Annotated in this window: 25 protein-coding genes; 17 read left to right on the plus strand and 8 right to left on the minus strand. The window is 39.4% G+C overall.

Annotation, left to right across the window (positions count from 1 at the left end):
- Window positions 1-39: 39 nt before the first annotated feature.
- The 8 genes from HG567_RS07110 to HG567_RS07145 are packed head-to-tail and all read right to left on the minus strand — an operon-like array spanning window position 40 to window position 6,529.
- Complete coding sequence (locus HG567_RS07110; protein WP_202139640.1) at window positions 40-1,041, minus strand: DNA adenine methylase; 1,002 nt, start codon at window positions 1,039-1,041, stop codon at window positions 40-42.
- Between the two features lie 56 nt (window positions 1,042-1,097).
- Window positions 1,098-2,165 (minus strand): LptF/LptG family permease, encoded by a 1,068-nt coding sequence (locus tag HG567_RS07115; protein WP_202139641.1) that lies wholly within the window; start codon window positions 2,163-2,165, stop codon window positions 1,098-1,100.
- 9 nt (window positions 2,166-2,174) lie between these two features.
- Window positions 2,175-2,735 carry an aminoacyl-tRNA hydrolase gene (gene pth / locus HG567_RS07120; protein WP_202132825.1) on the minus strand — a complete coding sequence of 187 codons (561 nt, stop codon included), beginning with the start codon at window positions 2,733-2,735 and terminating at the stop codon, window positions 2,175-2,177.
- Window positions 2,736-2,744: 9 nt separating this feature from the next.
- Window positions 2,745-3,281 (minus strand): 50S ribosomal protein L25/general stress protein Ctc, encoded by a 537-nt coding sequence (locus HG567_RS07125; protein WP_128078564.1) that lies wholly within the window; start codon window positions 3,279-3,281, stop codon window positions 2,745-2,747.
- Window positions 3,282-3,335: 54 nt separating this feature from the next.
- A complete protein-coding gene (tal, locus tag HG567_RS07130; protein WP_202139643.1) occupies window positions 3,336-4,286 on the minus strand; it encodes a transaldolase in 951 nt (316 codons plus the stop codon).
- A gap of 3 nt (window positions 4,287-4,289) precedes the next feature.
- The gene (locus tag HG567_RS07135; protein ID WP_202139644.1) at window positions 4,290-5,633 is read right to left on the minus strand and encodes a UDP-N-acetylmuramoyl-L-alanyl-D-glutamate--2,6-diaminopimelate ligase; all 1,344 of its coding nucleotides are present in this window, start codon (window positions 5,631-5,633) and stop codon (window positions 4,290-4,292) included.
- A gap of 3 nt (window positions 5,634-5,636) precedes the next feature.
- Window positions 5,637-6,248 carry a hypothetical protein gene (locus HG567_RS07140; protein ID WP_001168590.1) on the minus strand — a complete coding sequence of 204 codons (612 nt, stop codon included), beginning with the start codon at window positions 6,246-6,248 and terminating at the stop codon, window positions 5,637-5,639.
- A gap of 11 nt (window positions 6,249-6,259) precedes the next feature.
- On the minus strand, window positions 6,260-6,529 hold the full coding sequence (locus tag HG567_RS07145) for a NifU family protein (protein ID WP_000569296.1): 270 nt from the start codon (window positions 6,527-6,529) through the stop codon (window positions 6,260-6,262).
- Window positions 6,530-6,669: 140 nt separating this feature from the next.
- Between HG567_RS07145 and HG567_RS07150 the strand changes: the two genes are divergently transcribed.
- The 17 genes from HG567_RS07150 to coaD all read left to right on the plus strand — a co-directional run bounded on the left by HG567_RS07150 (window position 6,670) and on the right by coaD (window position 24,882).
- Entirely contained in the window at window positions 6,670-8,271 is a 1,602-nt protein-coding gene (locus HG567_RS07150) for an inorganic phosphate transporter (protein ID WP_202163796.1), read from the plus strand.
- Window positions 8,272-8,375: 104 nt separating this feature from the next.
- The gene (locus HG567_RS07155; RefSeq protein ID WP_202139646.1) at window positions 8,376-9,725 is read left to right on the plus strand and encodes a hemolysin family protein; all 1,350 of its coding nucleotides are present in this window, start codon (window positions 8,376-8,378) and stop codon (window positions 9,723-9,725) included.
- On the plus strand, window positions 9,722-11,254 hold the full coding sequence (locus HG567_RS07160; protein WP_202139647.1) for a TolC family protein: 1,533 nt from the start codon (window positions 9,722-9,724) through the stop codon (window positions 11,252-11,254). Before HG567_RS07155 ends, HG567_RS07160 begins: the two co-directional genes overlap by 4 nt.
- An 11-nt stretch (window positions 11,255-11,265) precedes the next feature.
- Window positions 11,266-12,255 carry an HlyD family secretion protein gene (locus HG567_RS07165; protein ID WP_202139648.1) on the plus strand — a complete coding sequence of 330 codons (990 nt, stop codon included), beginning with the start codon at window positions 11,266-11,268 and terminating at the stop codon, window positions 12,253-12,255.
- A 12-nt stretch (window positions 12,256-12,267) separates the two neighbouring features.
- Entirely contained in the window at window positions 12,268-13,365 is a 1,098-nt protein-coding gene (locus HG567_RS07170) for an ABC transporter permease (RefSeq protein ID WP_202139649.1), read from the plus strand.
- Window positions 13,362-14,492, plus strand: coding sequence for an ABC transporter permease (locus HG567_RS07175; RefSeq protein ID WP_202139650.1), 1,131 nt, complete (start codon window positions 13,362-13,364; stop codon window positions 14,490-14,492). Before HG567_RS07170 ends, HG567_RS07175 begins: the two co-directional genes overlap by 4 nt.
- Complete coding sequence (locus HG567_RS07180; RefSeq protein ID WP_202139651.1) at window positions 14,479-15,051, plus strand: YigZ family protein; 573 nt, start codon at window positions 14,479-14,481, stop codon at window positions 15,049-15,051. Before HG567_RS07175 ends, HG567_RS07180 begins: the two co-directional genes overlap by 14 nt.
- A 10-nt stretch (window positions 15,052-15,061) precedes the next feature.
- On the plus strand, window positions 15,062-15,508 hold the full coding sequence (gene hemJ, locus HG567_RS07185) for a protoporphyrinogen oxidase HemJ (protein WP_202139652.1): 447 nt from the start codon (window positions 15,062-15,064) through the stop codon (window positions 15,506-15,508).
- 26 nt (window positions 15,509-15,534) lie between these two features.
- Window positions 15,535-16,275 (plus strand): bifunctional demethylmenaquinone methyltransferase/2-methoxy-6-polyprenyl-1,4-benzoquinol methylase UbiE, encoded by a 741-nt coding sequence (ubiE, locus tag HG567_RS07190; RefSeq protein WP_202163797.1) that lies wholly within the window; start codon window positions 15,535-15,537, stop codon window positions 16,273-16,275.
- A gap of 9 nt (window positions 16,276-16,284) precedes the next feature.
- Window positions 16,285-16,545, plus strand: coding sequence for an exodeoxyribonuclease VII small subunit (locus tag HG567_RS07195; RefSeq protein WP_097679255.1), 261 nt, complete (start codon window positions 16,285-16,287; stop codon window positions 16,543-16,545).
- A 3-nt stretch (window positions 16,546-16,548) separates the two neighbouring features.
- Window positions 16,549-17,346 (plus strand): carbon-nitrogen hydrolase family protein, encoded by a 798-nt coding sequence (locus HG567_RS07200; RefSeq protein WP_202163798.1) that lies wholly within the window; start codon window positions 16,549-16,551, stop codon window positions 17,344-17,346.
- Window positions 17,347-18,594: a serine--tRNA ligase gene (gene serS / locus HG567_RS07205; RefSeq protein ID WP_202163799.1), complete on the plus strand. Its 1,248-nt coding sequence runs from the start codon at window positions 17,347-17,349 to the stop codon at window positions 18,592-18,594. It abuts the gene before it with no gap.
- A 9-nt stretch (window positions 18,595-18,603) separates the two neighbouring features.
- On the plus strand, window positions 18,604-21,138 hold the full coding sequence (locus tag HG567_RS07210; RefSeq protein ID WP_202139656.1) for a tetratricopeptide repeat protein: 2,535 nt from the start codon (window positions 18,604-18,606) through the stop codon (window positions 21,136-21,138).
- A complete protein-coding gene (gene uvrD, locus HG567_RS07215) occupies window positions 21,138-23,183 on the plus strand; it encodes a DNA helicase UvrD (protein ID WP_202139657.1) in 2,046 nt (681 codons plus the stop codon). The genes HG567_RS07210 and uvrD overlap by 1 nt, the downstream gene beginning before the upstream one ends.
- Complete coding sequence (gene flgA / locus HG567_RS07220) at window positions 23,180-23,836, plus strand: flagellar basal body P-ring formation chaperone FlgA (protein WP_202163800.1); 657 nt, start codon at window positions 23,180-23,182, stop codon at window positions 23,834-23,836. Before uvrD ends, flgA begins: the two co-directional genes overlap by 4 nt.
- A 9-nt stretch (window positions 23,837-23,845) precedes the next feature.
- Window positions 23,846-24,409: a UbiX family flavin prenyltransferase gene (locus HG567_RS07225; RefSeq protein ID WP_000780095.1), complete on the plus strand. Its 564-nt coding sequence runs from the start codon at window positions 23,846-23,848 to the stop codon at window positions 24,407-24,409.
- A complete protein-coding gene (gene coaD, locus HG567_RS07230) occupies window positions 24,409-24,882 on the plus strand; it encodes a pantetheine-phosphate adenylyltransferase (RefSeq protein WP_202139659.1) in 474 nt (157 codons plus the stop codon). The genes HG567_RS07225 and coaD overlap by 1 nt, the downstream gene beginning before the upstream one ends.
- Window position 24,883: the final 1 nt, after the last annotated feature.

The raw sequence follows: 24,883 nt of genomic DNA on the forward strand, positions 1-24,883 counted from the left end.
TATCCCCTACATAGAAAAAGGGAGAACGAATACCTTTTTTCAAGGTTTCACTTCCACTATAAATAAAAATTCTTTATGCTCTTTAAAATCAGTTTTTCCTGAATTAAAAAAACTATGAGCCTTTTCTTTAACGCTTAATTTTCCTTTTTGGCTTAAAATTTCCACTAAATCTTTAAAGCCTATTTTATTTTGCGAAGAGCTAGACTTAGAATTATAGGTATTATTATAAGTTAAAGCAATCCTTTTACAATCTAGTTTTTCAATTAAATCGCTCAATTCTTTCTTGGCATTAGAGCGACAATATTCGCTCATGTTCTCGCATGATGGCTTTAAAGCTGCTCCATAGAGTTTGGGTTTTTTCCACTGCACTAGGTTTTCATAGAGATGATAAAACCGGCTGTATTGCCTTGAATTGTATGGAGGGTCAATAAAGACTAAGTCTATTTTTAAGGTTTTAGCCAATTCGTTAGCGTTTTTTCTCTCTATCATGATATTTTTATCATGCTTTATAGGGCTAATAAGCTCAAAAATAAATCTATCTTGCAAAATCTCTTTTTTCCTATAAGATTCATAATGCCCTACCGTGTTAGCTATCTTATCCATTGAATAAATCAAGCTTGTTAATAAAATATCTTTATTTAATTTATCTAAATTCAAGCTTTCTATATGCTCTCTAATGCTACCGATTTTGACACAATCTTTATAGCTGAAAAATTTGTCGCTAAAATGTTGGCTAAAATAATTTTCTTCTAGCTTTAAAGCTTGAGTATAATATTCTTTCAGCTCTTCAAGCACCTTAAAATCAGCGTCTTGCCCCATAAAAAAAGCATGATAAATGATTTCATTAGAAAATAAAATATCATTTATAATAATGTTTTTAATGTTAGGAATAGTGGCAAATTGACCAGCTACTACCCCACTTCCGGCAAAAATATCGCACACGCTTTTAATATTATTTAATTTTAAATTCCCAAATACCCACTCTATAAGCTTGGTTTTTGAGCCGATATACCGGCGGTTTTTTAGATTAAATCTTTCCACTAGCCACCTTTAAACTAAGAGAATAAAACCACTTAGTAACATATAAGATTTAAAAATCACAATCTCTTATTAAGCTTTTTAAAATACCAAAGACTGAGGGATAAGAATACGAAAAAGGGCGATAGCACGCCTATTTCAGGAATGAGTATCCCTGAAATGCTGAACTTCCCTAAAGCAAAGAATAGCCCCCAAACAACGAGCGTGATAATGATAAACTTTAGCCCTAAAAGAGCCAGGTTTTCATAGCGGGCGAGACTGGGCGAAAAATAAGCGATTAAAACGCTTAAAAACGGCACAAAAAAGGGTAAAATCGCAAACACATACAAAAACGAGCGCACTTTTTTCGTGTCTGCGTTTTGGTGCACTAAAGCATGCAAGGATAAAAGAGCGTCTGTGATAGAAACCGCAGGCTTGTTTTGATAGATGGTGTCTAAAACTTTAGGGCGGAAATTTTTGAGCGTTTTAAAGGTTTCTAAACGCGTGGTGTTTAAAGCGTTTGCACCCAGTTCAAAACTTAAGGGCATTTCATAGATGGTAGTGTCATGCAAGATCCAATATTTGTCTTCAAAAAAAGCTTCTTTAGCTTCAGCATAAGATTCTAAAGTCTTATCTTTTAGGCGAAACACCTTGATATTTTGGGCTTTTTGCAATAAGGGGTTAATCTTATCAAAATACACGTAATCGTCATTATATTTCACTAACAAATGCTCTGAAACGCTCAAAGAATTGTCTTTATAGATCAAATTTTGCGTTTTCTCTTCCATATACACAAAAGGAGTCGCATTCAACCCCACATAAACGGCCGTGAAAAACAAGCTAATCAAAAAAATAGGGCTTAAAATCTGGCATTTGGAAAAGCCAATGGAGAGCAGGGCGGTGTATTGGTTGGACTTAATGAAGGCGATATAAAATAAAACCATCGCCAAAAGCAAGGAAATGGGCAAGGTGTAATTGAGCGCAAATAAAATGTCATAGGTGAAAAATAAGATGATCATGTTCGCAGAATCGGGCATTTTATCGGCGTATTTTAGGCTGTCAATGCCTACAAAAAACAATTCTAAAGCTAAAAGCACGATTAAAAAGTATTTGAAATAATACCACCCCACAAATCTAAACAAACGCATTTTAAGCCCCTAATTTTCTATTTTTAAAGGTTTTTTAAGCGTGAAACGATTTTGCATGGCGTTAAAATCATGGCTTTCTATAAAAAATTTTAAGGCGTTTTTGGCATGTTCAAACACAGCGTTTTTTAAAGGCTCTTCGTTTTTGTGGAATTTTGAAAGCACATGCTCAACCACGCCCATTCCTTTAGAAATCCCCACTCTCAAGCGATAATAAGAATTAGAACACAATAAATCAATGGATTTTAAGCCGTTATGCCCTCCATTCCCCCCACCATTTTTAAACCTCACAACGCCTAAATCCAAATCCAAGTCGTCATGGACAATTAAAAGCTCTTTAGTTTTGTAAAAATTTTTAGCGCTTAAAACGCTCTCGCCACTTAAATTCATGTAAGTTTGGGGCTTTAGGAAGATAAAATCCTTATAAACGCATAAACAAGCGTTGTGTTTGGGAGAAAAAGTGAAAGAAAGATCCAATTCGCTAACGAGCGAATCTAAAATATCAAAACCAGCGTTGTGTCTGGTGTGAGCGTAACGCAAAGTAGGATTGCCTAAACCTACTAAAAGCGTCATAACCTAAAATCACTTCGCTTTAATCACACCGATCACAGCGATAGAATCATGATCTAAGATCTTCACATTTTCGTGTTTTTCTAAATCGCGCACCAAAACGGACTCATTCACGTCTAAAGGGGCTACATCCACTAAATAGTGATCGGGCAAATACTCTGGAGTGCATTCCACGCTGATACGCTTTTTAGAGAGCATCAAAATCCCTTTATTTTTCAAGCCCACTGGAGTGCCTTGGTGTTTAACAGGGACTTTAAACTTAGACTTCACGCCCTTAGTAACAGCGAGTAAATCCACATGGATAAGCTCGTTAGTAACAGGGTTTTTTTGGTATTCTTGAACCACGACTTCAAAAGTCTTATCCCCTAATTTCACCGGAAAAATCAAATGCTTTTTTTCCTTAAGGTATTTAATGAAAGGGTTTAATTTGAACGCACCATTCACATTTTCAATACCCTTTCCATAAACATTTGCGATTAGATAGCCATCTTTTTTTAAAGCTTTAGCGTTAGCTTTAGTAATACTCTCTCTAATAACGCCTTCTAACATGTCAATCCTTTAAAATAAAATAAGGGCTTATTCTATCCAAAAAACCCTTAAAAATCAAAAACTGCTTAAAAGCTTTTCAAAGGATTGTTTGAACGCTATCAAGCCTTCTTTAAGGAGTTTTTGAGCGGTGTTTTCCAAATCAATGTTGTGCGTTTTTAATTCTTTTTTGAACGCTTCAATTTTTGCACTTTTTAAAGGGGTTTGATACTCGGTGTTTGGGTCAAGCAAATAAGCGTTTAAAGCCTCTAGGGGGGCTGTATTGATAGAGTTTTTAAAACACAGCGCTTTAATGTAATAATCTTTGGCTAAAGAATTGGATTTAACGCCGGTGGATGCAAAAAGGGTGCTTATTAGCGTATTAGCATGCTGACTGATTTGATAATAGCACTCGGTAGCGTTGATAATCCCGCTTTTAGCTTGCAAGTTTTTTGGCACTAAAGGATCTATTTCTTTGTCAAATCGTGAAACAAACACGCTAATGACCGCTCTTTTTTGCGCTTCTTTGGCTAAGATTTGAGCGGTTTTGTTAGCGATTTTAGGCGAAAAGACTAAAGTTACATTAATAGGAATAGAGGCTTGAGTTAAAGCGCTAACCACTTCAAGCCCGCTCTCACTCGCCGGGACTTTAATCATCACATTAGGGCGGTTTAATGTTTTGAATAAGCGCTTGGCTTCATCAATGCTTTTAGGGGCATCATCTTCTAAAAAAGGGTCAATTTCTAGGCTAATGTAGCCATTGTTAGGGTCTTTTTCATATAAAGGCATCAACGCGCTAGAGGCTTGTAAAATATCCTTTAACGCCAAAGTTTCATAAATTTCTTTAGCTTTTTTGCCTTTGAGTTTAGCGATTTCATCTTGATAAAACGCACTTTTGGTGATCGCTTCACAAAACAAACTAGGGTTACTCGTCGCCCCACAAATAGCCCCCTTATTGATGAGCTTTAAAAAGTCGTTTTCTAAAAAATCTCTTTCTATAAAATCGCACCACAAACTGAATTCTTGCATGTTTTATCCTTGTTTTAAATGTTGGTAATAGCTTTTAACGATCTCTTGGTCGCTAAAAAAAATCGTTTTGTCTTTAAAGATTTGAGTGTTTTCATCGCCCTTGCCTAAAATCAATAACACCTCATCGTCTTTTAAATTTTCTAAAGCGTTTAAAATGGCTTTTTTTCGGTCTTTTTCTACAATGACTTTAGAAGAATCATTGATGCCTTTTAAAATATCCTTGATAATGTCTTCTTCGTTTTCGCTTCTGGGGTTGTCTGAAGTTAAGATGATTTGATGCGCGTAACAACTCGCTATCGCTCCCATTTTAGGGCGCTTGGTTTTATCCCTATCACCCCCTGCCCCAAAAAGAGCGGTGATTTTTTGATTTTTAAAGCTTTCAAAGACTTGTTGCATGCCGTCTGTGGTGTGGGCAAAATCCACAACCACTAAAGGTTTAGAATGCACAATTTCCAAACGCCCCTTCACCCCATAAAAGTTTTCTAATAACGGCGCGATTGCTTCTAGCGGTAATTGAGTGAGTAATTTGACCCCTAAAACGCCCGCTAAAATATTATAAAGGTTGTAACGCCCTAAAAGGGGGGAATGCATAAGGGCGATTTCTTTAAGATTAGGATCTCTTAAATCTTGTTGGTAGCATAAAGACGCGCTAATAAAGGGGTTGAGCGAAAAGGCTTGAATGTTTAAATGCGCTTTTTTATCTAGCGCGTAAGTGTGCGCGTTAATGGGGTTAAAAAGGGCGTTTGTTTCATCTCTGTTGATCACTTTCAAGCCCTCATCTTTAAAAAAGCTGTTTTTAGCGTCTCTGTAATTTTCTATATTTTGATGGAAATCTAAATGATCGCTTGTGATATTGGTTAAGATTTTAAGAGCAAAATCAAGCCCAGCGATGCGCTTTTGGACAATCGCATGGGAGCTCACTTCCATGATAAAGTATTCACACCCCAAACGAATCGCTTCTTCTAAATCGCTATAAAGCTCTAAAAGGGTGGGCGTGGTCAAGCCCTTTTCTTTGATGCGTTCATCGTTAATAAAAAACCCCCTTGTGCCTAAAAGAGCGGTCTTTTTATTCAAATCTAAGAGCAAGGAATACATCAAGCTCGCTGTGGTCGTTTTACCATTAGTGCCAGTAATTCCTACAATTTTAATCTTAAAATCAAAGTAGTTTTTAAGCTCGTTAAAATCTAAAATAGCCAGGTTTTTTTCTGCAATTAAAGGAGAGTATTTTTCATTTAAAGGCGTTTTGACAAAAAGGATTTCTTTGGGGTTTTCTAAAACTTCATGCGTGTTATCGCTTAAAAAAGAATAGGCGTGGTTTTGATAAGTCAAGGTTTTTTTAAGCTTCATTCTTTAAGCCTTATTGGATTTGAGGGCGTCTTCTAAAAGAGAACGCAAAAATTTATCGTAAATAAAAGAATCTTCATGCATGTTTTCAATGTAATTGATTGCTAATTCGTAATAGCCATAGTGGTTCAATTCTTTCAAAAATTCATAAAAATCCTCTTTATTGTCAAAAATCACCCTAGAGCTGAACATCAAATCCTCAAACGCTTCCTTAAAGCCGCGCTCCAAGCTCAAGCGTTTGAAATCCGCATACAAAATGCCGTTCAACTCCTCGCCTTTTTGAGAAATTTGAGCATCAATCTTTTCAGTCATTTGGTTCAATCCCTCATCAAAAGAAGCGATCAAATTGATGATTTGCTCTTCAGCCTGGTTTTTTAAACTCCGTTTTTGCATAGCGATCAAGCTTTGATACAATTCATAAAAGCTATGGGCTTCTTTAGGGAAATCTTTAGCGATGTCGCTTAATAACGCCCCCACTTTGGCTTTTTGGTTGTCTTTATCCAAAAACAACACTTCAGAAAAAAGGCGTAACGCTTCAGCGTAATGGGCTTGCTTGAACGCTAAAAAGCCATCTTTAATCAACGCGCGCTTTTTAAATTCATAATCAAACTTTTGCATGCCTATAATCCTTAAAGCTTATCAAACTCCTTAGCGTTTTCTAAGCACACCACTTCTAAATTGGGGTGAATGTCCATTTTAAGCTGCCTTTCAATGACATTTTTTAAAGTGATTTTACTGCTAGAGCAAGTCTTACACGCTCCCTCTAAAGCCACATAAATTTTCATGCTTTTCACCCCTAGCACTTCAATATTGCCGCCATCTTTGAGCAAGTAAGGGCGGATTTTTTCTATTACAATACGCACCGGTTTTTGTAAATCTTCATCGCTAAATTCTATCATTTTTAAAAACCTTATTTTTAAAATTTTACTTTAAGATACCATATAATGAGCCATTTTTATCAAACAACGCTTTTTAAGAGTGGCTCAAGGGCTAATTGGATAGAATAGAGCCACTATTAGAATAAGGTTTTTATGACGATATGGAAATTAAAAACATCAAAGAGTTTGAAAAAGCTTCCAAAAAACTCCAAAAAGACACTTTAAAGATCGCTCTCGCTCTTTTGTTCCTCATCGGTGCCGCTTTGCTCGCTCTCATTTTTGGGCAGGCTAATTCTAAGGGATTGTTGCTCATTTTTGCGGCCGTGATTGGGGGCTATATGGCGATGAATATTGGCGCGAATGATGTGTCTAACAATGTCGGCCCTGCTGTAGGCTCTAAAGCCATTAGCATGGGTGGGGCGATTTTGATTGCTGCGATTTGCGAAATGCTTGGAGCGATCATTGCTGGGGGGGAAGTGGTTTCTACGATTAAGGGCCGTATCGTTTCGCCTGAATTTATTAATGATGCGCATGTTTTCATCAATGTCATGTTGGCTAGCTTACTCAGTGGGGCGTTGTGGTTGCATGTAGCGACTTTAATTGGTGCTCCTGTTTCCACTTCACACTCTGTAGTGGGGGGGATTATGGGGGCTGGAATGGCAGCAGCTGGAATGTCTGCTGTCAATTGGCATTTTTTATCAGGCATTGTGGCCAGTTGGGTAATCTCGCCTTTAATGGGGGCTTTGATAGCCATGTTTTTTTTAATGCTCATTAAAAAGACTATCGCTTATAAAGAAGATAAAAAGAGCGCGGCTTTAAAGGTCGTGCCTTATTTGGTAGCGTTGATGAGCTTAACCTTTAGCTGGTATTTGATGGTTAAGGTTTTAAAACGCCTCTATGCGCTGAATTTTGAAATCCAGCTGGCTTGCGGTTGTATCCTTGCGCTTTTAATCTTTATCCTTTTTAAAAGATTTGTGTTAAAGAAAGCCCCGCAATTAGAAAACAGCCATGAAAGCATTAATGAGCTTTTTAATGTCCCTTTGATTTTTGCTGCTGCGCTTTTAAGCTTTGCACATGGGGCTAATGATGTGGCTAACGCTATAGGCCCTTTAGCGGCGATCAGTCAAACTTTAGAAGATGCAAATAGCCCTATAGGGAATACTTTAAGCTCTGTGCCGTTGTGGATTATGGTAGTGGGGGCAGCTGGGATTGCTTTAGGCTTGAGTTTGTATGGGCCAAAGCTCATTAAAACGGTGGGGTCTGAAATCACAGAATTAGACAAAATGCAAGCTTTTTGCATCGCGCTTTCTGCAGTCATCACCGTGCTTTTAGCCTCTCAATTAGGCTTGCCTGTGAGCTCTACGCATATTGTGGTGGGTGCGGTGTTTGGGGTGGGCTTTTTAAGGGAGCGCTTAAGAGAGCAATCAAGAAGGCGTTTTGCTAGGATCAGAGATAATATTGTAGCGGCGCACTTTGGGGAAGATTTAGAAGAAATTGAAGGCTTTTTAGAGCGCTTTGATAAAGCCAATTTGAAAGAAAAATCGCTCATGCTAGAGAGCTTGAAAAAAAGCAAGAACACCGCCATCGCTTTGGAATTGAAAAAGAAAGAAAAAAAGTCGCTTAAAAAAGTGTATAAAGAAGAAGTGATCAAACGCTCCATTTTAAAAAAGATTGTTACCGCTTGGCTTGTAACCGTGCCGGTTTCTGCGTTTTTGGGGGCGCTTCTTTTTGTGGCTCTTGGTTTTATAGAAAAGTATTTCTAGGGTTTTTAAAGGCTTGATTTTTAAAGTTAGGCTTAATCTTTTATGTTAAAATTCTAAGATTTTATATTTATTTTATATTTATCGTTAGGTTTTAGGTTTAAATCATGGGGAGGAATCAAGGAGCTTATTTGGATCCGTCTGAATCGATTTTGATGTTGATGGTTGCTTTTTTATTGGTGCTGTTGAACGCTTTTTTTGTGCTTTCAGAGTTTGCCCTTGTGAAAGTGCGTAAAACCCGCTTAGAAGAGCTGGTTAAAATCGGTAATTCCAACGCTAAACTCGCTTTAAAGATGAGTCAAAGACTAGACACTTATTTGAGCGCCACGCAGTTAGGCATCACCCTTTCTTCATTAGCTTTAGGCTGGGTGGGTGAGCCCGCTATCGCAAAATTGTTAGCCGCGCTGTTTGAGTCTATGGATTTGAGAGAAAATCCTATTTTTATCCATTCAATGAGCGTGGTCATAGCGTTTTTAAGCATCACTTTTTTGCATGTCGTGTTGGGCGAGATTGTGCCTAAATCTTTAGCGATCGCTAAATCTGAAAAAGCCGCTCTTTTTGCCGCGCGCCCTTTGCATGTGTTTTGGGTGGTGTTTTATCCGGTGGTGCGTTTGTTTGATGTGATCGCTCATTTTTTTTTGAAAAAGATGGGCGTCAATCCTAAAGAACATGACGGCATGCATTCTGAAGAAGAGTTAAAAATCATTGTGGGCGAGAGTTTGAGAGAGGGCATCATTGATTCGGTGGAGGGGGAAATCATTAAAAACGCGGTGGATTTTTCTGACACGAGCGCTAAAGAAATCATGACCCCACGAAAAGACATGGTGTGTTTGGACGAAGAAAACAGCTATGAAGAAAATATAGACATTGTTTTAAAAAGCCACTTCACGCGCTACCCTTATTGCAAGGGTTCTAAGGATAATATTATTGGCATGGTGCATATTAGGGACTTGCTTTCTCGCTCTATTTTTACTCCCAAAATGCATGATTTCAATCAAATCGTTAGGAAAATGATTATCGTCCCTGAGAGCGCTTCCATTTCTCAAATCCTTATTAAAATGAAAAAAGAGCAAATCCATACCGCTTTGGTGATTGATGAATACGGCGGCACGGCCGGGTTGCTCACTATGGAAGACATTATTGAAGAGATCATGGGCGAGATTAGCGACGAATACGATTTGAAACAAGAGGGCGTGAACAAGCTTGAAGAGGGCGTGTTTGAATTAGAGGGCATGCTGGATTTAGAGAGCGTAGAAGAAGTGCTTCGCATTGAATTTGACAAAGAATGCGAGCAGGTAACGCTTGGGGGCTATGTTTTTAGCTTGTTAGAGCGCATGCCTATGGAGGGAGATACAATCGTTTCGCATGGGTATTCTTTTGAAGTGTTAAGCGTGGATGGGGCCAGGATAAAACGCTTAAAAGCGGTTAAACAAGATCAGGGAGAAAATGAAGCATGAAAAAAACAACCCTCTTTGTATTGGGCTTATTATTCAATAGCTCTTTAAGCGCTGTTGATGGAGTTCCTAAAACCGAGCCTTCTTCTTTGAATTTGGCTGAAGACAGCCTACCTTTGAACCACCCTAACGCCCAAAAACTCTCTTTAAAAAACGCATGGAATAGGGTGTTATCCAACCATGAAGGCTTGCATGCGCAAGAATACGCCATTAAAAGAGCGAGTAAAATGAAATTAGCGGCTAAGCTTTCTTTTTTGCCTCAAATTGATTTGAGCGCTTTTTATGTGTACCTCTCTAACCCCATTAAAATGGATTTTGCCAGCCAAAAACAACCGGGCGTGCAAAAAGCCACCAACCAGATCCATCAAGGCTTGCAAAACATTCAGCAAAATATCCCCCCTCAAGTATTAACCCCTCAAATCCAAGCGGGCATGCAAGGGGTGATGCAAGGTTTTGGGGCTTTGAGTAGCACTTTAGAAGCCCCCTTATTGTTTTCTAAGCAAAATGTGGTGATTGGGGCTTTGAGCATTATTTATCCCCTTTATATGGGTGGGGCAAGATTCACGATGGTGCGCATTGCGGATTTGATGCAAAAAGACGCTAATGAAGTGTATCGCTTGAAAAAGCTTTCCACTTTTCAAGAGCTTGTGAGCGTGTATTATGGCATGGTGTTAAACGCAGAAGTGGCTGAAACTTTAGAAGAGGTGGAAAAAGGCCATTATAAGCATTTCCAAAACGCTTTAAAAATGCAAAAAGTGGGGCAAATCGCTAGGGTAGAAACCTTAGGCGCTCAAGTGGCTTATGATAAGGCCCATATCGCTAGCGTTAAGGCTAAAGACGTGTTAGAAGTTTCGCAGCTCTCGTTCAATTCCATTTTATCTAGCAAGGACGATCTAGCGCCTTCAAGCAAATTAGAGATCCACACCGAGAAAAATCTGCCCGATTTGAGCTTTTTTGTCTCTTCCACGCTCAATTCTTACCCGGCTTTAAAGACTTTAGAAAATCAGGTTCAAATTTCTAAAGAAAACACCAAACTACAGATCGCTAAATTCTTGCCCCAAGTGAGTTTTTTTGGCTCTTATCTCATGAAACAAAACAATTCGGTGTTTGAAGACATGATCCCTAGTTGGTTTGTGGGCGTAGCCGGGCGCATGCCTATTCTTTCTCCCACAGGGCGTATCCAAAAATACCAAGCGAGCAAATTAGCCGAGTTGCAAGTGAGTAGCGAACAAATCCAGGCTAAAAAAAACATGGAATTGTTAGTGAATAAGACTTATAAAGAGACGCTTTCTTATTTGAAAGAATACAAAAGCCTGCTTTCTAGCGTGGAATTAGCCAAGGAAAATCTAAAACTCCAAGAGCAGGCTTTTTTACAAGGCTTAAGCACGAACGCCCAAGTCATTGATGCGAGGAACACGCTTTCTTCTATCATCGTGGAGCAAAAAAGCGTGGCTTATAAATACATTGTTTCATTAGCGAATTTAATGGCGTTAAGCGATCATATTGATTTATTTTATGAATTTGTTTATTAAAGGAAAAAATCATGTCAAATAGCATGTTGGATAAAAATAAAGCGATTCTTACAGGGGGTGGGGCTTTATTATTAGGGCTAATCGTGCTTTTTTATTTAGCCTATCGCCCTAAGGCTGAAGTGTTGCAAGGGTTTTTGGAGGCCAGAGAATACAGCGTGAGCTCCAAAGTCCCTGGCCGCATTGAAAAGGTGTTTGTCAAAAAAGGCGATCACATTAAAAAGGGCGATTTGGTTTTTAGCATTTCTAGCCCTGAATTAGAAGCCAAGCTCGCTCAAGCTGAAGCCGGGCATAAAGCCGCTAAAGCGCTTAGTGATGAAGTCAAAAGAGGCTCAAGAGATGAAACGATCAATTCTGCAAGAGATATTTGGCAAGCGGCAAAATCTCAAGCGACTTTAGCCAAAGAGACTTATAAGCGCGTTCAGGATTTGTATGATAATGGCGTGGCGAGTTTGCAAAAGCGCGATGAAGCCTATGCGGCTTATGAAAGCACTAAATACAACGAGAGCGCGGCTTACCAAAAGTATAAAATGGCTTTAGGGGGGGCGAGCTCTGAAAGCAAGATTGCCGCTAAGGCTAAAGAGAGCGCGGCTTTAGGGCAAGTGAATGAAGTGGAGTCTTATTTAAAAGATGTCAAAGCTACAGCCCCAATTGATGGGGAAGTGAGTAATGTGCTTTTAAGCGGTGGCGAGCTTAGCCCGAAAGGCTTTCCTGTGGTTTTAATGATAGATTTAAAGGATAGTTGGTTAAAAATCAGCGTTCCTGAAAAGTATTTGACTCAATTTGAAGTGGGCAAGGAATTTGAAGGTTATATCCCGGCGTTGAAAAAAAGCGCGAAATTCAGGGTCAAATATTTGAGCGTGATGGGGGATTTTGCGACCTGGAAAGCGACAAATAATTCCAACACTTACGACATGAAAAGCTATGAAGTGGAGGCCATACCCTTAGAAAAGCTGGAAAATTTTAGGGTAGGGATGAGCGTGTTAGTTACCATTAAGCCTTGAGAAAGGATTGTTTTGTTCAGATTGATAAGCGCATGGGTTTTACAAGACAAGTTCTTGTTTATCGTGTGTTTTATATTGCCTTTTTGTTTAGGGGTTTTAGGCACGCAAATCTTTAAACAAGAAATCCCAAGACAGCTCCCTATTGTGGTGGTGGATTGGGATAAGACCACTACAAGCCATCAGGTAGCGTTTGAATTGGGCGCAACGAGCGCGGTTGAAATCAAATACCAAGTGGCCAGCCTTTTAGAGGCCAAACGCTTTTTAAACTCCGCTGAAGCGTATGGGGCGTTAGTTTTGCCTAAAGGTTTAGAGAAAAAAATCAAAATGGGGCGAAAGGTGGATTTGCCCTTTTATTATAACGCTGAATATGTTTTAGTGGGGAAAACGCTCAAAAACGCCTTCTTACAAACCGCTTTGACTTTAGACGCTAAAACCTTAGCCACCAAAGCTTTAGTGCGAGATTCCAATTTGATTTCGGCTAAAGCCCAAGCAATGCCCATCATTCTCCAATTGCATGCCCTATACAATGAAGAAAACAATTACACGCAATACCTTTTAAGCGTGATGCTGCCTTGCATGTGGCTTATTTTCATTGCGATTGGCATGCTCAATTTCATTCAAAAAACCTCTAACATGCACGAGCTTTTAATCAGTATTTTAGCGAATGTGTGCGTGTTTAGTTTTTGGGGGATGGGTATGGCGTTTTATTTTAATTTCATTGGCATGCAGGGGAATTATGCGCATTTGTTGTTGGTTTTTTTGGCGGTAGTTTTAATGGCGCTCATCATGAGCGGGTTTGTGGTGCTAGTTTATGGCATTTCAAAAAGCGTTATTGAAACCGCTGGCGCGATTGGGGTCTATACCGCTCCAAGCTTTGCGTTTGCTGGGGTTACTTACCCGCAAAACAACATGGAAATTTTTGGGGATTTTTGGAGCCATTGCTTGCCTATTAGCCATTTTATGAAGTTCTTTTTACAAGAGGCTTATTATAAGACGAATTTTACCGAGTCTTTAAATTCTTTAATGCCGCTTGTGTTTTTTTTAATCTTTTTAGCTTTAGGGCTTTTGATTTTTTATTTTTCTTTTAAAAAAGATAAGGCTAGCGCATGAATTTTTTTAAAATCCTTTTAATGGAATTAAGGGCTATTGTTTCTCATAAGGGCGTTTTGTTAATCCTTATAGGCGCTCCTTTAATCTATGGCTTATTATACCCTTTGCCTTATTTGAAAGACATCGTAACGCAGCAAAAAATCGCCCTTGTAGATGAAGACAATTCCTTCCTTTCTAGGCAATTAGCCTTCATGGTGCAAAGCTCCAACGAGTTAGAAATCGCTTTTTTTAGCCCCTCTATGCTGGAAGCCAAAAAGCTTTTAAAAGAAGAAAAAATTTATGGGATCTTGCATATCCCTTCGCATTTTGAAGCCAATATCCATAAGCAAGTGCCTGTAACGATAGATTTTTATGCGAATTCCAATTACTTTTTGATTTATGGTGCGTTAGCGAATGCGGTGGTGGAGAGCATCAACGCTTTAAATGATGAAATAAGGTTCAAACGCAACGCCCAAATAGAAGAAGCTGAATTAGGGACAGACGGGATTAAGATTAAGCCTATCGCTTTGTATAACCCTAGTGAGGGGTATTTGAATTACGCGCTCTCTAGCGTGTTTATTTTCATCTTGCACCAGGTGATGCTCATTGCAAGCAGCATGTTTACTAGCTCTAGGCGTTTGGAATTGGCCCTTTTAGACAAGAAACAAATCGCTTTAAGGCTGTGCGCAAGACTCTTGGTGTTTATGGCAGCGTTTAGCGTTTTTATTTTATGGTATTTTGGGGCGCTGTTTTCTTTTTATGGGATCGAACGGCATGGAAGTGCTTTAATGGTGTTTTTGAATAGTTTGATTTTCATGCTTGCAACCTTGAGTTTGGGGTCGTTTTTAGGCGCATGGATCAAAAATGAAGCCCACACCACTCAAATCGTTTTAATCTCTTCTTTGCCCTTGATTTTTATGATGGGTTTTGTGTGGCCTTTTGAATCCTTGCCCTCTTATTTACAGGTTTTCGTTCAAATAGTGCCAGCTTATCATGGGATCAGTTTATTAGGGCGATTGAATCAAATGCATGCGGAATTTATAGATGTGTCTGTCCATTTTTATGCACTTATTGTGATTTTTATTGCGAGTTTTATAGGGTGCGTATTCAAACTCAGCTCTTTAAAGAAAGCTTGTGAAAACGCTTAAAAATCTCATCGCTTCCAAGCACCAAACTAAAGCGTCTCGCTTTTTAGGCTATCTCATGCCCTTTAGCGATTTTGAAAAAACCCTCACGGCTTTGAAAAAAGAGCATTTTAAAGCCGCACATTTTGTAACGGCGTTCCGCTATTCTTTAGAGGGCAAAATCACGGAGGGTTTTAGCGATGATGGCGAGCCTAAAGGGAGTTCAGGCATGCCTGTGCTTAGCGTTTTGAGGCGAAAGGATTTAATCAATATAGGATTAGTGAGCGTGCGTTATTTTGGAGGCACGCTTTTAGGGGTGGGGGGCTTGATGAAGGCTTATGCCACTAGCGCGTTATTGTGCGTAGAAAACGCTCAAAAAGAAAACGCTTTGAAGGATTTTGTGGAGTTAGAAACTTTAAGCGCTCATTATTCTTACAAAGAATTAGACGCTCTTCAGCGTGAAATTAAGAAATTTAGCTTACAATTAAGCAAAAAGAATTTTTCAAACCAAAGCGTGGAAGTGGAAATCAGCGGCGAAAGAGAAAATTTGCAAGCGTTTTTACAACAAAATAAAATAAATTAGGGAGAGTGGTATGGGATTTTTGAATGGGTATTTTTTATGGGTTAAGGCTTTCCATGTGATAGCGGTCATTTCGTGGATGGCGGCGTTATTTTATTTGCCGCGCCTTTTTGTCTATCATGCAGAAAACGCGCATAAAAAAGAGTTTGTAGGAGTGGTTAAAATCCAAGAAAAAAAGCTTTATTTCTTTATCGCTTCACCAGCTATGGGTTTCACGCTTATTACAGGGATTTTAATGCTGTTGATAGAGCCCACGCTCTTTAAAAGTGGGAGTTGGTTGCATGCTAAATTGGCTTTAGTGATCTTACTTTTAGCCTATCATTTTTATTGTAAGAAATGCATGCGCGAGTTGGAAAAAGACCCCACAAGAAGAAACGCAAGGTTCTATCGTGTGTTTAATGAAATACCCACGATTTTAATGATTCTCATTGTGATTTTAGTGGTTGTCAAGCCTTTTTAAAGACAAGCCATGAAAAAAGAAAAGTCATGAAGAAAGAAAAGCACCTCAAGCAAGAAAAAATCATCAACATGTTTGATGATATAGCCAGCTCTTACGATCAAGCCAACCGCTTGATGAGTTTTGGCTTAGACGTTAAATGGCGAGAAAGGGCTTGCGAGCATGCGTTTTTGTTTTTGGAGAATAAGAAAGCGTTAAGGCTTGTGGATGTGGCATGCGGGACAGGGGATATGCTCATAGCTTGGCAAAAAAGCGCTCTCAATTGCGGCATAGAGTTTAAGGAATGTTTGGGGATTGATCCTTCTAATAACATGCTTGAATTGGCCATTAAAAAATGTGAAGAGCTTGAAAACAAAATTTCTTTCATTCAGGCTCAAGCCAAAGATTTAAAGGGCGTTGAAAATAACAGCGTGGATATCCTTTCCATTGCGTATGGCTTGCGTAATATCGTGGAAAGACAAGAAGCTTTAAAAGAGTTTTTTAGGGTGTTAAAACCCAGGGGCGTTTTAGTGATTTTAGAATTTTTAAAAAAAGACAACCCCACATGGCTGGATAAAATCTCAGGGTTTTACACGAATAAGGTTTTGCCTTTAGTGGGAGGGGCTATCAGTAAGAATTATGGCGCTTATTCTTATTTACCGCAATCCATTGAGGGGTTTTTGAGTTTAGAAGGTTTGAAATTTGAATTAAAAAACGCAGGGTTTGAGATTTTAAGGACTGAAGATTCTATCGCTCAAATTTCAACGACCATGCTTGTTAAAAAAAGCTAAAGGAATGTCATGCAAGATGAATTATTTGAAACCGAAAAAGCCCCCCCAAAAAACACTAGAAACACTAAAAACGCCCCTAAAAAAAGTTTTGAAGAGCATGTTCATTCCCTAGAGCAAGCCATAGATCGCTTGAATGATCCCAATTTATCCTTAAAAGACGGGATGGATTTGTATAAAACGGCCATGCAAGAGTTGTTTTTGGCTCAAAAGCTTTTAGAAAACGCTTATTTAGAGCATGAAAAACTCCAAACGACAGACAAAAAGGCTTAAAGCATGCGAGTGTTTGCCTTACAGCTAGAGTTTTTTAAAGAGAATCTCATGCAATCTTTATTCAACTCCATACCCAAGCAAAGCGTGGTGGTGTTGCCTGAATATGTGATCAACCCCTTTTTCCACCATAACATGGGATTGGATGTGAATGAGATTAACGCGCAGTCTGCGCGAGCGATGGAGTTTTTGTCTCAAAAATGCGAAGAATCAGACTTGATCATTTCAGCCCCGGTGCTTTTAGAAGAATATTCTAAAATCTATAAAAAAATCGCCCTCATTTCTAAAGAAAATATCCAGTATTACACCCAACAACGCCTAATCCCCTATCCTCACTGGGATGAAGAGAGCTTTTTTGACAATGAGAAAAGCGCTTTTAAAGAATTGCTCGTGTTTGAAAGAGACGGCTTAAGAATCGCTCCTTTGTTTGGCTTTGAAGCGCATTTTGATGAAATATGGGTTCAAGCTAAAAATCAGGGCGTGGATGTGGTGCTTTTAAGCAGCGTGGCCACTTTTGAATCCAATGAAAGGTGGCGGCTTTTGTGCCAGATGCGCGCTTTTTGCGCTTCTTGCGTGGTGGTTAGGGCTAATAGGATCGGAGCGTATCGCCAAATCCTTGTAGAAGAAAATCAAAAAAACGAATTTTTGTGGAAATTTTATGGGGATAGTTTTGTGGCCTTGCCTAATGGCACTATTGAAGATTCTTTAGAGGGTAAAATGGGGGCTTTGAACGCTCAAATAGATAAAAACGATATAGACGAATGGGCTAAATTGTGGCATTTTAGAACGATTAAAGAGGGTTGAATGATTGATAGAAAACTTTTGTTGCAAGATTTTGATAAGGTGGCTCTTTCTTTAAAAAAGCGTAATAATGCGATGGATGATGAATTGGAGCGTTTGCGCGAAGTCATCACGTATTATAAAAAGCGACTCATTGAATTAGAAGGCTTGCAAGCCTTTCAAAACAAGGTTTCTAAAGAATTTGGTATCAAGATGGCTCAAAAAGTGGATACAAGCGATCTCAAAAAAGAGCTAGAAAACAATAAAATCAAATTGAATGAGCTTTCCAAAAGCGTGGGCGAATTGGAGCAACAAATTGATTTGAAGCTTTCCATAATCCCTAATCTAGTGGATGAAAAAACCCCTTTAGGTGCGAATGAAGAAGACAATATAGAAATTAAAAAAATCTTAACCCCAAGGGTTTTTACTTTTAAACCCAAAGAGCATTTTGAACTCGCTCAAAAAAACGGCTGGATTGATTTTGAAAGCGGCGTGAAACTCGCCAAAAGCCGTTTTTCTGTCATTAGGGGTTTTGGGGCTAAAATTTATCGCGCGCTCATTCATTTAATGTTGGATTTTAATGAAAAAAATGGCTTTGAAATCATCTACACGCCGGCGTTGGTGAATGAAAAAATGCTTTTTGGGACCGGGCAATTGCCCAAATTCAAAGAAGATGTTTTCAAAATAGAAAATGAAAATTTGTATCTGATCCCCACCGCTGAAGTAACGCTCACTAATCTATACAACGACACGATTGTTAGCGTTGAAAAACTCCCTATTAAAATGACCGCGCACACGCCTTGTTTTAGGAGCGAAGCAGGGAGTGCGGGCAAGGACACAAGAGGGATGATAAGACAGCACCAGTTTGATAAAGTGGAGCTAGTGGCTATCACGCACCCTAAAGAAAGCGATGCCATGCAAGAGCATATGCTAGAGAGCGCGAGCGAAATTTTAAAGGCTTTGGAATTACCGCACCGGTTTGTGCAATTGTGTAGCGCGGATTTAGGCTTTAGCGCAAGCAACACGATAGACATTGAAGTGTGGTTGCCTGGGCAAAATTGCTACCGAGAAATCAGCTCCGTGTCTAACACGAGGGATTTTCAAGCCAGGCGCGCCAAAATCCGCTTCAAAGAAAATCAAAAAAACCAGTTAGCGCACACCTTAAACGGCTCTTCTTTAGCGGTAGGCAGGACGATGGTCGCTTTAATGGAAAACCACCAGCAAGCGGATGGGAGCATCCATATTCCTAAGGCGTTAGAAAAATACCTTTAAGGCTAGTTTGTGCTGAATGAAGAGCAAAATTCATTAGAAGAGAAAGGGGGCGAAAACAAAAACGAAAAAGAAACCCCCTTAAAGGGCATTCATTCTAAAATCCCCTCTTTGAAGCAGGCTTTGGAGCAGACGATTAATAAAATCAAAAGCTCTAAAGAGTTTTTTAAACAGATTTTACACAATAAAAAAAAGCTTTATATCGCGCTTGGAATATTGCTTTCACTCATCGCGCTCATTGTAATTTTGAGCTTGTTATTAGGGCATAAAAAAGAAAATAAACAAACTTCTTTACAAACTAATACCGCCACCACTAATAACGAAACGCCTAACGACACCAACAACGCTAACAACACACAAGCCGAGGGGCAAATAGAGAATTTAGACTTACCCGATTTAATCGGCAAGGACTCCCTCAAACGAAACGATGAAAATCAAGTGGATGCGATGATGCAAAAAGCGAGCCTTTTGTATGAGCAAGGGCAAAAAGATGAAGCCTTACACCTGTTTGACAAAGCCGCTTCTTTTTCGCAAGGGATTGCGAGCCATAATTTAGGGGTGATTAAGTTTAAGGAAAAGGATTTTAACGGGGCGTTGGATTTGTTTGATTCTAGCATCGCTTCTAAAGAAAACGCGAGCGTGAGCGCGATTGATGCGTTAGTGAGCGCTTATCATTTGCAAGATGAGGATTTGTATTATCATTATCTAAAAATTGTGAGAGACACTTTGTATAAAGACTATAAAAAGTCTTTTTACTCCTACGCTTATGCGCTCAAATCCTATTACGCTGGAGAGTATTTTGAAGCCCTTTCGCCCTTAATGCACCCTAATTCCAACGCTTTTTTAAAGCCTAACGCGCGCTTAGCGTCTAAATTGTTTTTGATGTTTAAAGATGAAGCTAACGCTTATAAGCAATTACAAAAAAGCGCAAACGCCCAAGATGAGCTCGCTTTAGGGCTTTTGCAGGCGCGTTTGGGCCATTACAAGCAGGCTTTGGAGCATTTGCAGCATTATTTGCACAACTACCCTAAAGATTTAAACGCTTTAATGGCTTTGGAATTGGTGAGTTTGAAAAAAGGCGACACCCTTAAAGCGAGCGAAGCCTTAAAATTAGCCAGCCACACCAAAGAAGATAGCGCGCTAGCCAACTCTTTTTACCCCATCAAGCCCACGATAAACCCTGTTTTTTTAGACAAAGAAAGAGCCAAAGAGCGTTTTTGGAACACGCAATATTTTGAAGGTAAAAGGGATTTTATCTACCGCTTGCTCTTTTATTACGCCCCTTTTAAGGTTTTAGACTCTAAAGAAACCTTAGGCGTGATTGAAGAGGGGCTGTTTCTTTTAGACTCTGATGCACAAAAGGATTTAGAGGGGGCAAGCCTTGCTTTTAAAAGGGGGCGTTTGATGGCGATAGCGGATAAAAACGCGCTCAAAGGGTTGAAAGCGTTAGAAAACAAGCGCTTAAAAAAAGCCCTTTCTTTTTTTGATTTGTCTTTAAAAAATAGCCCCAATAACGCGCTCCTCCATTATAATACGGGCTTGATTTATGCGCAATTGGAAAATTACCATAAAGCCTATTTCCATTTTTTAAGGGCTTTCCATTTGAACTCTGCGGATTATTTGAGCGCGGTTTTTGCAATTTTAGCCTCGCATTTCACCCACGAAGACACCACGGAGTTTTTAAGAGAAATCACAGAGAATTTTTATAGTCAGGATTTTTCTAGCCCCACGCAAAAAGCTTTACTCTCTTCGCTCATCGCTTATTTGAATTACCGCACCAATTGGGATATGGATTGGCTTAAAAATGCCCCTAAAAAGCTCCCTTTTTATTACGCGCTAGAAGCGGTGTTCGCTAAAGAGAGCAAGGATAAAAAATTGATGGCGCAATCTTTTGGGAATTTGAAAAAAATGCTCCCTAAAGACCTCATCTCTAATATCTTTTATGAAATCGTTTCGTATTATGATGCGAGCATCCGGCACACTTTAAGCATTTACACCCTTTTAGATTCGCATAAAATCAGTTGGGATCAAACCATGCAAGGGCCTATTTTGGGGCGTCATTTCTACACTTACATGGGATTTATGGTCAATGATTTAGATCATCAAGAAAAATTATTGGAGCAAAAAATCGCCAGTTTAGAAGAGGGCGAAGCCCCTAACGATTGGTTAGAAAATTTAGCACTAGTGAGTTTGTTTCAAGGCCAGTATGAAAAAGCAAGCGCGTTGTATCAAAACTTAATTAGCGATCTTAAGGATAATGAGATGCGTTTAAAAATCCTAGCGGGTTTGACCTATATCGCGCAGAATAATTACAATAACGCCGCTTTATGGCTAGAGCTTGGGAAATTAGACGATCCGAATAATGAAAATATCCGTTACGCTTTAGGGTTGTTGTATCAAAGAAAAGGGGACTTGAAATCAGCGCTAAACCATTTTTTAGCCATTAAAACCTCTGATTTTTCGTCGCCTTATTTTGATTTTGAAATTGATGCCAACCTTTTAAAAGAGCGTTTGAACCAAGAAGAAAAGGGCGAGTTTTTAGAATAATGGGTTTTGAAAAAAGCATTTTAGACAATTTGAACGGAGCGCAAAAAATCGCCGCAAGCCACATTCAAGGGCCTTTGTTGATTTTAGCAGGAGCTGGGAGCGGTAAGACTAAGACTTTAACGAGCCGTTTGGCGTATTTGATTGGCGCTTGTGGCGTGCCTAGCGAGAACACTTTAACGCTCACTTTCACCAATAAAGCGAGCAAAGAAATGCAAGAAAGGGCTTTGAAATTGTTGAAAAACCAAACCCTTATCCCCCCCTTGCTTTGCACTTTCCATCGTTTTGGTTTGCTGTTTTTAAGGCAACACATGGGCCTTTTAAAAAGAGCGTGCGATTTTTCGGTGCTAGATAGCGATGAAGTCAAAACGCTGTGCAAACAGCTCAAAATTTCAAGCTTTAGAGCCAGTATTTCTCAAATTAAAAACGGCATGATGGATTTGAGCATGCAAGATAGCGAATGTCATAAAGCCTATGAGCTTTATCAAAACGCGCTCAAAAAAGACAATTTAGTGGATTTTGACGATTTGCTTTGTTTAAGCCTTAAGATTTTACAAGATAATGAAAAACTCGCCAAAGAGACTAGCGAACGCTACCATTACATTATGGTAGATGAGTATCAAGACACGAACGCCCTGCAATTGGAATTTTTAAAAAAATTGAGTTTCACGCATCATAATTTGTGCGTGGTGGGCGATGACGATCAGAGCATTTATGGTTTTAGGGGGGCTGATATTTCTAACATTTTAAATTTTTCCAAGCATTTTAAAGGGGCTAAAATAGTGAAATTAGAGACCAACTACCGCTCTAGCGCTGAAATCTTAGCGTGCGCTAACGCCCTTATTAGCCATAACCAGCACCGCCACATTAAAACGCTTCAAAGTTTCAAAGGCTCGCATAAAAGCGTGGTTTGTAAAGAATACCCCACGCAAAAAGAAGAGAGCCTGGATGTGGCTTATCAGATCAAAGCCCTTTTAAAGAAAGGCGAAAATTTAGAAAATATCGCTATTTTGTACCGCTTAAACGGGCTTAGCCGCAGCATTGAAGAGAGCTTGAACGCTTTGAATATCCCTTATAGGCTCATTGGGGCACTGAGTTTCTATGAAAGAGCCGAGGTTAAAGACGCTTTGGCGTTCATGCATGTAGTGGCGAAAAAAGACGATCGCTTTTTTATTAAGCGCGTTTTAAACAAGCCCCCAAGAGGCCTTGGCAAGATCACTCAAGAATGGATTTTTTCTCTTTTAGATGAAGAGGGTTTGAATTTAGAAGAAGCGCTAAAACTCGGGGCGTTTAAAGACAAACTCAACCCTAAAAACGAATACGCTTTAAAGAAATTCACCGCTATGATAGGGCGTTTGAGGGAGGCTTTTGAAATTTCAGTAGAGGAGTTTTGCGAGCGGTTTTTAGAAGAGACTAACCTTTTAAAAAGCTATGAAAAAGAAGACAATTACGAAGAAAGAGAGGGCTTTGTTAAAGAGCTTTTAGCTTTAGTGAAAGAGCATTTTAAAACTAACCCCACGCATTCTTTACTGGATTTTTTGAATGAAAGCGTTCTAGATACCCATAATACAGAAAACGCGCAAAAAGTGAGTTGCATGAGCGTGCATATGAGTAAGGGATTAGAGTTTAAACATGTGTTTGTGATCGGGCTAGAAGAAGGGTTTTTCCCGCATAGGGGGTTCAATCAAGAAAGCGATTTAGAAGAAGAAAGGCGCTTGGCTTACGTAGCGATCACTAGGGCTAAAGAAGGATTGCAACTCTCTTATGTTCAAGAGCGTTCGTATTTTGGGAGGAAAATTTCTTGCTCGCCCTCTGTGTTTTTAGAAGAAGCCCAGTTGCTTAAAAGCGATCAAACCCCTAAACAAAACCACCAAAAAAACGCGCCCATTAAAGTGGGGGATTTGATCAAACATAAGATTTTTGGCACCGGTAGGGTTTTGGGCGTAGAAAAAGGCTTGAGCGGTTTGTGCTTGAAAATCAATTGCGGAGGGAATGTCTATGATAAAATCTCAGAAAAATTTGTAGAAAAAGTGGATAACGGGTTTTGAAAATTTTAATCCTTTTTTTTATCTGTTTAAACGCGCTCTTCGCCCTGGATTCAAACGCGCTTAAAATAGGGATTAAAGAAACTTACCTCAAAGAATACCAAGACTTAAAATTAGAAATTGAAACCATTAATTTAGAAATCCCAGAGCGTTTTTCTCACGCTTCCATTTTAAGCTATGAATTGAACGCTTCTAATAAGCTTAAAAAAGATGGGGTCGTGTTTTTAAGGTTAGAAAATGAGCCTAATTTACGCCTACCGGTGCGTTATAGCGTGATAGGCAGCATGCAGGCTTTTAAAAGCATAGAGGCGATTAAAAAAGACGAGAACATCACCGCTAACAACACCAAAAAAGAGCGCGTTTTGTTTGGCGCGCTTTCTAACCCCTTATTAGAGGGCGCGATTGATAAAGTGAGCGCGAAACATTTTATCCCCCCTGACACGCTTTTAAGCATGGATAAAACCCAAGCTTTAATCATCGTGCGTAAAAACGACATCATCACCGGGGTGTATGAAGAGGGGCAAATCAGCATAGAAATAAGCCTAAAAGCCCTAGAAAATGGCGCGCTTAATCAAATCATTCAAGCGAAAAATTTAGAAAGCAATAAAATACTCAAAGCAAAAGTGTTGAGCAGCTCTAAAGTGCAAATCTTATAAAGGATATTCATGAAATTGGTTTTAGGCATCAGCGGGGCGAGCGGGATACCCCTAGCCTTGCGGTTTTTAGAAAAATTACCCAAAGAAATTGAAGTTTTTGTCGTGGCGTCTAAAAACGCGCATGTCGTGGCGTTAGAAGAATCTAACATCAACCTTAAAAACGCCATGAAAGATTTACGGCCTGGTGCGACTTTTTTCAACGAGCAAGACATCCATGCGAGCATCGCATCAGGGAGTTATGGTATCCATAAAATGGCGATCATTCCAGCGAGCATGGACATGGTGGCTAAAATCGCGCATGGCTTTGGGGGGGATTTGATTTCTAGGAGCGCGTCTGTGATGCTTAAAGAAAAGCGCCCCTTACTCATTGCCCCTAGAGAAATGCCTTTAAGCGCTATCATGTTGGAAAATTTGCTCAAACTCGCCCATTCTAACGCAATCATTGCGCCGCCGATGATGACTTACTACACCCAGAGCAAGACTTTAGAAGCGATGCAAGATTTTTTAGTGGGGAAGTGGTTTGACAGCTTAGGGATAGAAAATGACTTATACCCGCGATGGGGAATGAACTGATGCAAAAAATCGGCATTTACCCGGGCACTTTTGATCCGGTCACTAACGGGCATATAGACATTATCCATCGCTCTAGCGAATTGTTTGAAAAGCTCATTGTGGCTGTGGCGCACTCAAGCGCTAAAAACCCCATGTTTAGTTTAGATGAGCGTTTAAAAATGATGCAACTGGCCACTAAAAGTTTTAAAAATGTAGAGTGCGTGGCGTTTGAAGGGCTATTAGCTAATTTGGCTAAAGAGTATCATTGTAAGGTGCTAGTTAGGGGCTTAAGGGTGGTGAGCGATTTTGAATACGAATTGCAAATGGGTTATGCGAACAAATCCTTAAACCACGAATTAGAAACCTTGTATTTCATGCCCACTTTACAAAACGCTTTCATAAGCTCTTCTATCGTGCGATCCATTATCACGCATAAGGGCGATGCGAGCCATTTAGTGCCTAAAGAAATTTATCCTTTGATTTCAAAGGCTTAAA

The sequence above is a fragment of the Helicobacter pylori genome (genome assembly GCF_016755635.1).
Taxonomy (GTDB): domain Bacteria; phylum Campylobacterota; class Campylobacteria; order Campylobacterales; family Helicobacteraceae; genus Helicobacter; species Helicobacter pylori_CQ.

What these genes read in the sequence shown, in the direction of transcription:
- HG567_RS07115 (WP_202139641.1), bottom strand. Translation starts at nt 2,165, where the DNA reads ATGCGTTTGTTTAGATTTGTGGGGTGGTATTATTTCAAATACTTTTTA.
- pth (WP_202132825.1), bottom strand. Translation starts at nt 2,735, where the DNA reads ATGACGCTTTTAGTAGGTTTAGGCAATCCTACTTTGCGTTACGCTCAC.
- HG567_RS07125 (WP_128078564.1), bottom strand. Translation starts at nt 3,281, where the DNA reads ATGTTAGAAGGCGTTATTAGAGAGAGTATTACTAAAGCTAACGCTAAA.
- tal (WP_202139643.1), bottom strand. Translation starts at nt 4,286, where the DNA reads ATGCAAGAATTCAGTTTGTGGTGCGATTTTATAGAAAGAGATTTTTTA.
- HG567_RS07135 (WP_202139644.1), bottom strand. Translation starts at nt 5,633, where the DNA reads ATGAAGCTTAAAAAAACCTTGACTTATCAAAACCACGCCTATTCTTTT.
- HG567_RS07140 (WP_001168590.1), bottom strand. Translation starts at nt 6,248, where the DNA reads ATGCAAAAGTTTGATTATGAATTTAAAAAGCGCGCGTTGATTAAAGAT.
- HG567_RS07145 (WP_000569296.1), bottom strand. Translation starts at nt 6,529, where the DNA reads ATGATAGAATTTAGCGATGAAGATTTACAAAAACCGGTGCGTATTGTA.
- HG567_RS07150 (WP_202163796.1), top strand. Translation starts at nt 6,670, where the DNA reads ATGGAAATTAAAAACATCAAAGAGTTTGAAAAAGCTTCCAAAAAACTC.
- HG567_RS07155 (WP_202139646.1), top strand. Translation starts at nt 8,376, where the DNA reads ATGGGGAGGAATCAAGGAGCTTATTTGGATCCGTCTGAATCGATTTTG.
- HG567_RS07160 (WP_202139647.1), top strand. Translation starts at nt 9,722, where the DNA reads ATGAAAAAAACAACCCTCTTTGTATTGGGCTTATTATTCAATAGCTCT.
- HG567_RS07165 (WP_202139648.1), top strand. Translation starts at nt 11,266, where the DNA reads ATGTCAAATAGCATGTTGGATAAAAATAAAGCGATTCTTACAGGGGGT.
- HG567_RS07175 (WP_202139650.1), top strand. Translation starts at nt 13,362, where the DNA reads ATGAATTTTTTTAAAATCCTTTTAATGGAATTAAGGGCTATTGTTTCT.
- hemJ (WP_202139652.1), top strand. Translation starts at nt 15,062, where the DNA reads ATGGGATTTTTGAATGGGTATTTTTTATGGGTTAAGGCTTTCCATGTG.
- ubiE (WP_202163797.1), top strand. Translation starts at nt 15,535, where the DNA reads ATGAAGAAAGAAAAGCACCTCAAGCAAGAAAAAATCATCAACATGTTT.
- HG567_RS07195 (WP_097679255.1), top strand. Translation starts at nt 16,285, where the DNA reads ATGCAAGATGAATTATTTGAAACCGAAAAAGCCCCCCCAAAAAACACT.
- HG567_RS07200 (WP_202163798.1), top strand. Translation starts at nt 16,549, where the DNA reads ATGCGAGTGTTTGCCTTACAGCTAGAGTTTTTTAAAGAGAATCTCATG.
- serS (WP_202163799.1), top strand. Translation starts at nt 17,347, where the DNA reads ATGATTGATAGAAAACTTTTGTTGCAAGATTTTGATAAGGTGGCTCTT.
- uvrD (WP_202139657.1), top strand. Translation starts at nt 21,138, where the DNA reads ATGGGTTTTGAAAAAAGCATTTTAGACAATTTGAACGGAGCGCAAAAA.
- HG567_RS07225 (WP_000780095.1), top strand. Translation starts at nt 23,846, where the DNA reads ATGAAATTGGTTTTAGGCATCAGCGGGGCGAGCGGGATACCCCTAGCC.
- coaD (WP_202139659.1), top strand. Translation starts at nt 24,409, where the DNA reads ATGCAAAAAATCGGCATTTACCCGGGCACTTTTGATCCGGTCACTAAC.